At 57.8% G+C, this 12652-nt stretch carries 9 protein-coding genes; all 9 read left to right on the forward strand.

Annotated features, from left to right (window positions below; translation table 11 throughout):
• The first annotated feature begins 47 nt into the window (after positions 1-47).
• Positions 48-3026, forward strand: a complete 2979-nt coding sequence (locus tag D7M11_RS30770) for an extracellular solute-binding protein (protein ID WP_120751114.1) — start codon at positions 48-50, stop codon at positions 3024-3026.
• A complete protein-coding gene (locus D7M11_RS30775) occupies positions 3023-3973 on the forward strand; it encodes a carbohydrate ABC transporter permease (RefSeq protein ID WP_120751115.1) in 951 nt (316 codons plus the stop codon). The genes D7M11_RS30770 and D7M11_RS30775 overlap by 4 nt, the downstream gene beginning before the upstream one ends.
• A gap of 4 nt (positions 3974-3977) precedes the next feature.
• Positions 3978-4853 carry a carbohydrate ABC transporter permease gene (locus D7M11_RS30780; RefSeq protein ID WP_147433524.1) on the forward strand — a complete coding sequence of 292 codons (876 nt, stop codon included), beginning with the start codon at positions 3978-3980 and terminating at the stop codon, positions 4851-4853.
• Positions 4854-4864: 11 nt separating this feature from the next.
• Complete coding sequence (locus D7M11_RS30785; protein WP_158606927.1) at positions 4865-6349, forward strand: NHL repeat-containing protein; 1485 nt, start codon at positions 4865-4867, stop codon at positions 6347-6349.
• Positions 6346-6960 (forward strand): YIP1 family protein, encoded by a 615-nt coding sequence (locus D7M11_RS30790; RefSeq protein WP_158606928.1) that lies wholly within the window; start codon positions 6346-6348, stop codon positions 6958-6960. Before D7M11_RS30785 ends, D7M11_RS30790 begins: the two co-directional genes overlap by 4 nt.
• A gap of 13 nt (positions 6961-6973) precedes the next feature.
• On the forward strand, positions 6974-9259 hold the full coding sequence (locus D7M11_RS30795) for a DUF5696 domain-containing protein (protein ID WP_120751119.1): 2286 nt from the start codon (positions 6974-6976) through the stop codon (positions 9257-9259).
• Entirely contained in the window at positions 9256-10134 is an 879-nt protein-coding gene (locus tag D7M11_RS30800) for a carbohydrate ABC transporter permease (RefSeq protein WP_120751120.1), read from the forward strand. The genes D7M11_RS30795 and D7M11_RS30800 overlap by 4 nt, the downstream gene beginning before the upstream one ends.
• Positions 10135-10140: 6 nt before the next feature.
• On the forward strand, positions 10141-11127 hold the full coding sequence (locus D7M11_RS30805; RefSeq protein ID WP_120751121.1) for a carbohydrate ABC transporter permease: 987 nt from the start codon (positions 10141-10143) through the stop codon (positions 11125-11127).
• A 148-nt stretch (positions 11128-11275) separates the two neighbouring features.
• Positions 11276-12613 (forward strand): ABC transporter substrate-binding protein, encoded by a 1338-nt coding sequence (locus tag D7M11_RS30810; protein WP_158606929.1) that lies wholly within the window; start codon positions 11276-11278, stop codon positions 12611-12613.
• Positions 12614-12652 lie beyond the last annotated feature (39 nt).

The raw sequence follows: 12652 nt of genomic DNA on the forward strand, positions 1-12652 counted from the left end.
CGGCGGTGGCCGAAGACTTTTACCGGTCTGCCTAGGGGGAATGTTTTTTGCTTAACGTATTGCGCAAATATACGGTTTCCATCATAGTCACCGTCCTTTTGCTGGCGGGGTTCCTGTGGTGGTATCAGTCTCGGGGGTTCAGCGACACGGCGATGGCCGAGGTTCCCGAGTACGGCGATGTAGACGAAAGCTCCATACTGGCCGGCAGCGGGGCGGGCTCGAAGCTGGAGCCCTCCTATACGGCTTATATGGGGCAAACGGGAAAAAGCGGTGCGGCGGATGCGTCGGGCGCGCGTTTTGTCATCCGCGGTGCGGATTACAAGGCAATCAGCCCGACCGGCGCGGCCAAAAGGAGCGATCCCGAAGGACGCATGGGCGATGTAGTAGCACTGACGGACGAAGGCGGCTGGGTCGAGTACGAGGTGCAGATCGCCGCAGCCGGCTATTATCAGCTGGGGACGACCTATTACGCGCTCGAGGGCAAAGGGTCCTCGATCCAGAGAAGCGTGTTGATCGACGGGAGTTTTCCGTTCTCCCAAACGAAGCGGCTCGTGTTCCCGAGAATGTGGAAGGAAGCGGGGGAGCCCTGGTTTGACCGGATGGGCAACGAGTTCAATCCGAAGCAGGCGGAAGTATTCGGTTGGCAATACCGCGATTTCCGGGACCCGGAGGCGCGTATTGCGGAGCCGTTCCGGTATTATTTGACGAAGGGCGTCCATACGGTGCGCATCGGCTACATTCGCGAGCCGGCCGCGATCGGCGAATTGCGGGTGTTCTCGCCTGCCGTGCTGCCGACCTATGCGGACGTTTCTGCGATGTATAAGCAGAAAGGGTACAAAGAGGCGTCCGATACGCTGATCAAGGTACAGGCGGAGTCCGCGGCCTTGAAATCCGACCCGACGCTGCGGCGGACGGACGACCGCGAGCCGGCCAGCGAGCCGTTCGACAAAAGCGTCATCCGGCTCAATACGATCGGAGGCGGCTCGTGGCGCGACGGCAGCCAGTGGCTGGAGTGGGAAGTGGAAGCGCCAGAATCGGCGCTGTATAACCTCGGCTCCCGTTTTGCCGCCAAATGGCTGAACCAGGTGCCGGTGCAGCGGACGTTATATGTCGATGGGGCCATCCCGTTCCGCGAGATGAACAGTGTCAATTTTCCGTATGCGAGCTCGTGGCAGGTGGGCGGCTTCGGCAATACGGACACCCCTTACTTGTTTTACCTCGAGAAAGGCAAGCACCGCATTCGGCTGGAAGTGCAGGTCGGCCAGCTCGGACCGGTGTTCGAGATCATGCAGGACGTATCGACCAAGATGTCCTACTTGAACCGGGAAGTCATTATGATTACGGGGACGAACCCCGACCCGAACCGCGAGTGGGAGCTGGAGAAAAGCATTCCGAACCTGGTGCCCAGACTGCATCTGATGGCGCGGGATCTGGACCGTGCAGTCCAAACGATGTATGAACTCGGCGTCAAGAAGGGCAGCACGGAGCTGGCTTCCATCCTGATGGCGCGCGATCTGATGATTGATCTGGCGGCGAAGACGGATACGATTCCGAAGCGGATCGACAGCTTCTCCACGACGCAGACGTCACTCAGCTCCTGGATTACGTCGATGAACAAGCAGAAGCTGCAGCTCGACTATCTGATCGTCAAATCGCCGGACCGCAAGTGGCCGGCTGCAAACGCAGGGCCGCTGACGACGTTTGGGCTCGGCGTATACGACTTCTTCACTTCATTTACGAAAGATTACCGCAGTATCGGTTCGACGCGCGAGGACGACGGCAATACGCTCAAAGTATGGGTCGCCCGCGGACGGGACTGGGTCCAGTTGATCAAGCAAATGGCCGACGACGATTTTACGGCGAAAACGGGCATCAACGTCGAAGTGAACATCATTCCGACCGGCTCGATGAATCTGTTCATGCTGGCGATGACTTCGGGCAAGGCGCCCGACGTGGCGCTGGGTGTCGATGCGAGCATTCCGATCGATTTCGCGCTGCGCGGCGGACTCGTCGACCTTGGCCAATTCTCGGACTATAACAGCATCGCTTCGAGATACCGGCCCGGCGCTCTTACTCCTTACCGGTTCCAGAGCGGCAACTATGCGCTGCCGGAAAACCAGAACTTTTACATGATGTTTTACCGCAAGGATATTATGGAAGAGCTCGGCATCAAGAAGATTCCGGAAACGTGGCAGGAAGTGATGGACATCATTCCAAAGCTTCAGCAGAACGGCATGGACTTCTACTATCCGCACGACACCGCGGGCGCGGCAGCCCAATTTGCGCCGTTCCTGTTCCAGCTCGGCGGGGACTTCTACAGCGGAGGCGGCAAAAATTCGGCGCTCGATACGCCGCAAGCGCTGTCGGCGATGAAGATGTGGAGCGGGTTTTACACGAATTACAAAATCAGCAAGGAAGCGAGCTTCTACAATCGCTTCCGTACGGGCGAAATGCCGATCGGCGTCGCCGATTACCAGACGTACATGCAGCTTTCGACAGCGGCTCCCGAGCTGACCGGCTGGTGGGAAATGCGGCCGATTCCGGGCATTCGCCGGGCGGACGGCGTGATCGACCGCTCGATGGGCGGCGCTTCGCAAACCGGCGTCATCTTCAGCACGACGAAGAAGGAACAGGACTCGTGGGAGTTTCTGAAGTGGTGGACGAGTGCGCCGGTGCAGGAGCGGTTCGGCAGCGAGCTGGAGGCGATTATGGGCACCGAGGCGCGCTGGAATACGGCGAACGTGGAGGCGCTGCAAAACTTGCCGTGGCCGCAGGCCGACATTAACGCGATCCTGCAGCAGTGGGATTGGTTCAAGGAACGGGAAATCGTTCCCGGCGACTATTACACGACCCGTTATATTAACAACATCTGGAACGAAATCGTGCTGAACGGGAAAAACACCCGCGAGGCGCTGGAGGACGGCGTGAAAGAAATCAACAAGGAAATTCGCAAAAAACGGAAGGAGTTCCGGCTGGACGAAGAGCAGACTTCGGCAGCGGCGGACGGGGGAGGTGGCAGCCGATGAGCGAAACGGCCGTAAGCGCGAAAACGAAGCAAAAAACAAAGGCGGATAAGCAGCCCGGTTTGTGGGCCCGTCTGCTGCGGCACCGCACCTCGATCCTGTTTCTCGCGCCGTTCTTCCTGCTGTTCCTGATCTTTACGGTCATCCCGGTGTTTACCGCAGCCGGGATGAGCCTCACGTACTACAACATACTCGAGCCGGCCCGCTGGGTCGGATTGGAAAATTTCAAGCAGCTGTTTCTGGACGACGACATTTTCCTGAAAGCGATCGGCAATACGCTGACGTTCGCCGTCTTCACCGGCCCGCTCGGTTACTGTATGTCGTTCATACTGGCGTGGCTGATCAGCAACATTCCGCAAAAGTACCGCTTTTTCTTTACGCTTTGCTTTTACACGCCGGCCATTACGAGCTCAGTTGCGATGTCGGTCGTCTGGCTGTATTTGTTCTCCGGCGACCGCTATGGTCTCATCAACCACTGGCTGATGAAGATCGGCGTGTTCGACGAGCCGTGGCTGTGGCTGCAGGACGTCAGCACGATTATGCCGGTCATTATTATCGTCGCCCTGTGGACCAGCATGGGGACCGGCTTTCTCGCCTTCCTGGCGGGGCTGACCAACGTGTCGCCGGAGCTGTACGAAGCGGGCGTCATCGACGGCGTCCGGTACCGCTGGCAGGAGCTGTGGTACATTACGCTGCCCTCGGTCAAGCCGCAGCTGCTGTTCGGCGCAGTGCTTACGATCGTGTCGTCGCTGCAGGTGTACGACATCAGCATGACGCTGGCCGGGTTTCCGAGCACGCTGTACGCCGGTCACACGATTATGACTCATCTATACGACTACGCCTTCGTCCGTTTCGAGATGGGATACGCCGCGGCGATCGCCGTCGTGCTGTTCCTGCTTATGGTCGGGCTGAACCGGCTGATCTTCAACATACTCGGAGAAAGGGATTGAGGCAGTGGTTAGTCGATCTTCGCTCATAAATGGGGGCCGGTTCGATTGGAGCGGGATGGTCCTGTACACGTTGCTGACCTTCTTCGGTCTGCTCATGCTCGCTCCGCTCGTCTATTTGGCGGTGACGGCATTTAAGCCGGTTTCGGAGTTGTTTCTGTTCCCGCCGAGATTTTTCGTTATCAACCCGACGCTGCAAAATTTCAAGGAGCTGCTGTTCGCGGCGACGAGCTCGGTCGTTCCGTTCTCCCGTTATATTTTCAACAGTATCGTCGTTTCGTTTCTCGTCGTCACTATCGGGATCGTCATCAGCACGATGGCGGCTTACCCGCTCAGCAAACATAAGGAGCTGCCGTTCCGTAGAGGGCTGTTCAGCCTGATCGTGCTCGCGCTTATGTTTGCGCCGCAAGTGACGCAAATTCCGCAATATATCGTCATGTCGAAGCTGGGGCTCATGGACACGTATTTCGCTCTCGTGCTGCCGATGCTCGCTTCGCCGATGGGCCTGTTCCTGATGAAGCAGTTTCTCGACCAGATCCCGGACGCGCTGCTGGAGGCGGCGCGGATGGACGGTGCGAGCGAATGGCGCACGTATGTGTCTATCGTCGTTCCGCTGCTGCAGCCGGCGATCGCCACGCTGATGCTGCTTAATTTTATCGCCGCGTGGAACGATCCTTGGGCTTCGACCGTGTATACGACGACCGACCAGATGAAAACATTGCCGTTCGCGATCAGCACGATCAGCGGCGGTTACGGCGTCGTCGCCCGTACGGGCGCTCTGGCTGCGGCCAGCTTCCTGATGATCGTGCCGACACTCGTCATGTTCATCATCACGCAGCGCCGGGTGCTCGAGACGATGGCCCATTCGGGAATCAAGGCTTAGGGGGAGTCCACTTGAGAGTTTACAAACGCCTCGCGCTGGCGCTCGCCGCCGTGCTGGCGACACTTGGCATCGGATCGCCGGCCGCGCTGGCGGCTACGCCTTACCAGGGGTATACGTACAATCACAAATTCGAACCGGTCTCCTCGCTGAACGGTTATGTGTATACGGATTCGATCGACGGCTTCGACAACGAGGGCGGCCCTTTGAACAAGCCGCAGGACTTGTATATTGCGGGCGACGATACGCTGTATATCGCCGATACGGGCAACAACCGGATCGTGCATCTGGACGCGAACAAACGGCTGCTTGGCACGTACGGCGCCGCCGAAGGCAGCGGGAAGCTGAACGGGCCGAAAGGGGTCTTCGCCACGCCGGACGGCGATGTATACGTAGCCGATACGAAAAACAGCCGGATCGCCGTATTCGACAAAAGCGGGAAGTTTACGAAGGAATTTCGCGCTCCGGAAAGCCCGCTGCTCGGCAAAGACTTTCTGTATTTGCCGAGCAAGCTGATCGTCGACAAACGCGGCTACTTGTTCATCGTCTGCGACGGTTTGTACCAGGGGCTGCTCCAGCTCGATCCGGACGGTTTGTTCGCCGGCTTTTTCGGAGCCAATCACGTGCCGTTCAGCATGACCCGCGTTTTAACCAACCTGATCGCAACGAAGGAGCAGAAGGCACAGATCGCGGGCGAGAAACCGCCGGAGTTTTCTAATCTCTATCAAGATCAGGAAGGATTTATTTACACTACCACGCTTGGTATCGAAACGCTGCAGATCAAACGGCTCAGCGCCGTTGGCGTCGATACGCTGAACGAGCAGGAATCCGCGCTCGGCCGCTACGGCGACTATCGGATGAGAGTGATGGGCGAGAAGCGCAAAGTCAATTCGTTCGTCGATGTGACGGTAAGCGCCCAAGGGTTCATTACGGCGCTTGATCTCATTACGGGCCGGGCGTTTCAATACGACAGCCTGGGCAATCTGCTGTTCCAGTTCGGCGGAATCGGCGTGCAGAACGGCCTGTTCATCACCCCTTCGAGCATCGCCCAAACGTCGGACGGCACGATCTACGTCGCCGACGAATCGCGAAACCGGATCGACCGGTTCCGGATTACCGCCTTCGGGGAACTGGTGCACAAGGCATCCGTCCTGTACTCCGACGGCCGGTACGAGGAGGCGCAGCAGCCGTGGGCGGAAGTGGCGAAGCTGAACAGCAATTACAATCTGGCCTACGTCGCCATCGGCAAGTCGCTCTACAAGCAGGAGAAATACAAGGAAGCGCTCGTCTACTTCAAACAGGCAAGAGCGTACAACGAATATTCGAACGCTTTTTTGGAGCAGCGCAAGCTGTTTCTGCGGGAGCATTTCGCCGAGGCGGTCGCGATTATTATCGCGGCGGCGGTGCTGCTTAGATTGCTGCTCGGATGGAGGCGCAGAAGGCGCAAGCGGGCGACCTTGGTTTCGGCTGCGGCAACGGGAAGAGGAGGTGCCTCATGAGCACGTGGAAAATGGCGGGCCAGGTGCTGGCGCATCCGATCGATTTTTTTTACGACCTGCAAGAGCCGGGCAAAGCCCGGTACCGCGATGCGGCGGTACTGATCGCGCTGGCGATGGCGGTGCGCATCCTGTCGCTCTCGCTCTCCGGTTTCCTGTTCCAGCGCCGGGAGGCGTTCGAGATTTCGTTCGTCACCGAAGCCGTGTCGATCCTCATCTTGTGGCTGACCTGGTCGATCGCCAACTGGGGAATCAGCACGATCCAGGAGGGCGAGGGCAAGTTCAAGGAAATTTTGGTCGGCAGCGCTTTTGCGCTTACCCCGTACATCCTGCTCACGCTCCCGATCTCGCTGCTGTCGAACGCGATGTCGATGAAGGAATGGGCCGTGTACTTGTTTATGACGTCGTTCGTTTTCCTATGGGTGGCGTATCTGCTTATTATGAAAGTGAAAATTTTGCACGACTTCAATTTATACAAATTGCTGTTCATCTTGGCTCTGACGATTATCGGCATGCTCATTATATGGTTCGTTATCATTTTGTTTTACGGACTCGTCAATCAGGCGATCAATTTCGTCGTCGGTCTGATTACGGAAATCCGCTTCCGCTTGTAGAAGGAGGGAACGCATGAGCAGACGCAGCATTATCAAACTATCGATTGCGGTTTTACTGGTTGCGGCCGTCGCGGCAGCTCTCCTTCTGAACGGTACGGGAGGCGGGACCAATACGACCGCCGCGGCGAACGCCAGCTGCGCCGAGAACGACAGCAAGACGCCTTTCCAGATTGCGGCGCTGTCCGGCTCCGCGGCGGGGGCGCCACGGCAAGTGGCGGAGAATGGCAAATTCCGCCTCCTGTATGACGGCGCGAAGGGGCTCGTATCGCTCGAGGACAAAGGAACAGGAGCCGTCTGGAGCAGCTATCCGCAAAACCGAACGGGCATCTCGGACACTCAACTGGCGACGGTGCAAAATCCGGTCGTCATCCGCTACACCCAGGGCGCCAAGCCGGCGCAGACGTATCCCGCCAAGGAAACGGGCAGCGCGGTCCCGTCGCTTATCGACGGCGGGCTCAAGATCGATTACGCGCTGACGTCGATCGGCCTGCACTTCACGATGGAATACCGGCTTGCAGGCGACGGGCTGGAAGTGAAAATTCCGTACGATTCGGTTCGCGAAGCGTCCGGCTGCCGTCTCGTCAGCCTGGAACCGATGCCGTATTTCGACGCCGGTAATGCAGTCGAGACCGGGTATATGTTCGTGCCGGACGGTTCCGGATCGATCATCCGGTTCAAGGAGAAGCACCTGGAATATTTCGACCGGTACTACCAAACGATCTACGGCGGCGATTACGCCTTCAACACGAAGACGAAAGAGACCGTGCTGAAAAACCCGAAGGAGGACGTGTTCCCTTCGCCGCGTGAAAAGATCGCCATGCCGGTATTCGGCATCAGCCGCGGGACCCAGGGCTTCGCAGCCTTCGTCACGCAAGGCGATCATGACGCGAAAATCGTCGCGGCGCCTTCGGGCTATCAAAACATCAATTTGTACCGCTCCTCGGTCGAGTTTACGTACCGCAGCGACGATATCATTTTCATTGGCGATTCGGGCGAAATTCCGATGTACCAAGGCAAAATGATCGAGGGAGACCGGGCGGTCCGCTACGTGCCGCTGCAAGGCGGGAACAGCAGCTACGTCGGCATGGCGAAGGCGTACCGGACCTACTTGACGGTGGAGCGCGGCGTGAAGCCGATAACGGAGAAAAACCCAGCGCTTCAGCTTCAACTCGTAGGCGGCGTCGTCCGGGATGAGATCATCGGCAGCACGTACATGGCGATGACCACGTTCGAGCAGGCGAAGATCATGGTGGACAGCTTGTCGGCCAAAGGCGTCGATTCGCTCGAGCTGACGCTCGAAGGCTGGTCCGACGGCGGCGTATTCGGCAAGCAGCCGCAGCATTTCCCGGTGGCGTCAAAGCTAGGCGGAGCAGCCGGTCTTGAGCAATTGGCGAAATATGCCGCAAGCAAAGGAATCAAGCTGTATCTGGACGCCAACTACGTGATGCCTTATGCGCAGAGCGGCGCGTTCAAGGAATCGAAGGACGTCATCCGCAACCTGAACCGCGAGCCGATGCTCGTCCGGGAACCGAATCTGGCCACGCTCCAGCAGCAAAAAGGGATGAGACATTTCCTGCTGAAGCCGCTTACCGCACTGGCGAAGCTGAATAGCGAGCTTAACCGTTATGCGGGGCTCGGCATTAGCGGATTGCGGATGGACCATATCGGCGACATGCTGTACTCGGATCAGAACGTGAACGCGCCGTTCAGCCGCCGTCAAACGATCGAGAGCTGGACGCAGGCGCTCGATGCGGTTCGCAGCCAGGTCGGCGCCGCAGCCGTCCATTACGGCTTCGCCTATACGATGGGGCATATCGACCGGATCGACGACGCTCCGCTCGATTCCAGCCACTATATATTCGAGGACGAAACGGTTCCGTTTTACCAGGCGGTCGTCCGCGGTCTGATCCCGTATTCCGGAGACGCGAGCAATGTTCGCGACGACGGCCGCAGCGAGTTTCTGCGCATGATCGAATACGGGGCGATGCCGAAATACCGGCTGTCGTACGCGAATTCCTCCGAGCTGCAGCGGACGCCGCTGGACGATCTGGTCAGCTCCGATTACCGCGACTGGCTGGAGCCGGCGGCGGACGAATATCGCCGGGCGCTCGAAGCGATGAAGCTGGTGGCGGGGCAGCCGATCGTGGCGCACGAGCGGCTGGACCGAGAGCTGTACCGAACGAGCTACGCAGGCGGCGTAGACATTTACGTCAATTACGGCAATAGCGCGAAGCGGGCGGACAATATCGTCGTAAACGCAGGCAGCTTTGCCGTAAGGAAGGGAGGGACCGCCAAATGAAAGGCAAGCTGCGCCTGACGCTTAAAGGCAGACATTTCGCCGAAGGCTACTCGTTCGTCGCGCTCTGGACGATAGGCTTCCTCGTCTTTATGGCGATTCCGCTCGTCCGTTCGCTCCTGTACTCGTTTCAGGATCTGAAAGTAAATTCCGGCCGGCTGCAAGCGACCTGGGTCGGTCTGCAAAACTATCGTCAAGCGTTCACGGTCGACGTGGAGTTTACGCCGATCTTGACCAGCACGATGCTGCAAACGATATTTAACGTGCCGCTCATCCTCATCTTCTCGATGTTCAGCGCCATTCTGCTGAACCGGCCGATGAAGGGGCGCATCTTCTTCCGCGGCGTCTTCTTCCTGCCGGTCATCATCGCCGCCGGCGAAACGCTGCAAAAGCTGACGGCGCAAGGAGCGGCGACGCTGCCGATCTTCCAGCAGTACGATCTGAAGAGCGTGCTCCAGGACTACATTCCGCTGGAGCTGCTCACGCCGCTGCTGACCATGATGGACTCGCTCACGCTTGTCATGTGGGGAGCCGGCGTGCCGATCCTCATCCTGCTTGCCGGCCTCCAGACGATATCTCCGTCGCTGTACGAAGCGGCGAAGTGCGACGGGGCGACGCCGTGGGAAAACTTTTGGAAAATTACGTTTCCGATGATTATGCCGATGCTGCTCGTCAGCACGCTGTTCTGCATCGTCGACTCGTTCACTTCCGTCATGAACAAAATGATGAAGTACATTTACACGCTCGTGTTTAATAAATTCAACTACGGCTATGCCTCGGCAGTCGGCTGGATTTATTTCATCTTCATATTTCTCGTCATCGGCGTCGTTTTCTTCTTGTTCCGCAATACGACCGCCGTGGCCCGGGACAGGAGGTAACGCGCCATGAAGGAGAGCAGGCTTACCCTGCAATACAAACGGAACCCGTCCCGCACGTCGCAGTCCTCCGCCGATTTCATGAGATCGCCGATAGCGCGGAAGCTGAAGCTGGTAGCCGGAGAGCTGATCCATTACGTCACGATTCTCAGCCTTTCGTTCGTATTCCTGTACCCGATGCTGTACATGATCAGCCAGTCTTTCATGACCGGGAAGGATGTGGCGGATGCGCTCGTGCAATGGATTCCGAAGTCGCTCAGCTTCGAGAACTTCGTGTATGCGTTCAAAAGCTTGAACTACATGAGGCATTTTACGAACAGCGTCATCATTTCGCTCGGCGGCGCGCTGCTCCAGCTTGTCGGCTGCGCCATCGCCGGTTACGGCTTCGCCCGTTACCGCTTTCCGGGTTACACGCTGCTGCTCGTCCTGCTGCTGTTCACGTTCCTCGTTCCGCCGCAGTCGATCGTCGTCCCGCTGTTTCTGCTGTTCAGCGACTTGAAGATGACGAATACGTATTTGCCGCTGCTCGTGCCGAACTTGTTCGGCCACGGGCTGCGGGGGGCGCTGTTCGTGCTCGTGTACATGCAGTTTTTCCGCGGGCTGCCGCATCAGATGGAGGAGGCGGCGAAGATTGACGGCGCAGGGCCGCTGCGCACATTTGTCTCGATCATGCTGCCGATGGCGAAGCCGGCCATCCTCGTCGTGTTTTTGTTCTCGATCGTTTGGAACTGGAACGATTCGTTTTTCCCCAATCTGTATTTGAACAAAAGTGACAGCTACACGCTCAACCAGAAGCTCGGGACGATGGTTGTCACGAAGGAAAACGACAATACCGGCATCACTTCGCCGGGCGACGCGATCGGGCAGCTCCCGACTAACTACGAAAAGCTGATGGCCGGATCGTTCCTCGCCATTCTGCCGATCCTGCTGCTGTATTTGTTCACCCAGCGGTATTTCGTAGAAAGCGTCGAACGAACGGGGATCGCCGGAGAGTAAGCGGATTAACGAAGGGGGGGATGCCGTCGTCCGCCGGGCAAGCGATCGGGGACGAGGGAGCGAATGGCGCGGCGTGATCAGCGAGATGCAGGCAAATGGAACGAAACGGCAAGGGGAATCGACACTTTACAACGGGGAGACAAGAACAATGAAAAAAGTTCCACTCGTGAGTTTGGCTATCATCATGATGCTCGGATTTGTGCTTAGCGCATGCGGCAGCGACGGAGACAAAGGCAAGGAAGCTTCGACGGCGCCGAATGCCGGAGCGGCGAAAAAACCGGAAGACTTCAAAGGCGAAATTACGGTTTGGAAAGGCTACAACGATGTAAGCGAGCTGTTCATGAAAAAATATCCGAACGTGAAGGTGAAGATGGATACGCCGGAGAAGGCGGAGGACAAATTCACGACCGCCCTCGCAACCGGCACCGGCGCGCCGGACGTTATCGATTTGTCGCAGGCGCATTTCTATAAATATAAAGCGATGGACGGTCTGGAGAACTTGCTCGGCGCGCCTTACAACGCGATGGATCTGAAGCGGGATTTTACCGAGCTGAGCTGGGACATGGCGACTACGCTGGACGGCAAGCGGTTGTTCGGTCTTCCTTGGCGCATTACGCCGATGGTTATGTTTTACCGTGCGGACATCTTTGAGGAAAACGGCTACCCGTCCGATCCGGATTCCGTAGGCAAGCTTGTGGCCGACCCGAACAAGTTTTTTGAGATGGCGCAAAAAATGCGCGCCAAAGGCCATTATTTCTTCCGCAAAACCGAAGAGGTCACCGACGTCGCTTCGCCGGGCGTCGGCTACTATGACAGCAACTTGAACTATTTGCGCAATACGGACGCCTTCGCGAATGCGATCGATTATGCAAAGCGCGCCACCCAGCTCGATCTCGTCTTCGCGGGCTCGAAGGAAGAACAGGACCGCGCGCTGAACAGCGGCAAGCTGGTCACCTATTTCGGCGGCATTTACCGTCTGAGCACATTCCAGATCGACGAGAAGGGCAACAAGGGCTCGCTTTCGGAGAATCAGGGCAAATGGCGCGTCACGACGCTGCCGTTCGGTCAGACGCCGGGTCTCGGGTTCGGCATGTATGTCATTCCGTCGCAAAGCAAAAACAAAGAGCTGGCGTGGGAATATATCAAGTTCGCGGTCACGAGTCCGGAAGCTCAGGACATTTTCCTGAAAACGGCCGATTTGAGCCCGTACAAACCGAACTGGAAGCTGCCGGCCGTAACCCAAAAGGCGGAGCCGGCGATGGGCGGACAAAAGGTGCTGCAATTCGGCTTCTCGCTGATGGAGAAAATGGTGTACCAACGCGGGAACCCGCTTGACGAGAAAGCTTCGACCATCTGGGGGACCAAGCTGACGGAAGGCCTTACGAAAAATCAGGACTCCCGAGCCGTGCTCAAAACGATCCTGGACGAGACGGAGAAGGCGGTTTCGATTGAAAAAGAAGCGTTGAAGAAAACGCTGGGCAAGTAGCGCGAAGAGGCCGATGCGGCCCGGCTTTTGCGAAGGCGG

Origin of the sequence: Paenibacillus ginsengarvi (assembly GCF_003626695.1) — a bacterium.
Taxonomy (GTDB): Bacteria; Bacillota; Bacilli; order Paenibacillales; family NBRC-103111; genus Paenibacillus_AB; species Paenibacillus_AB ginsengarvi.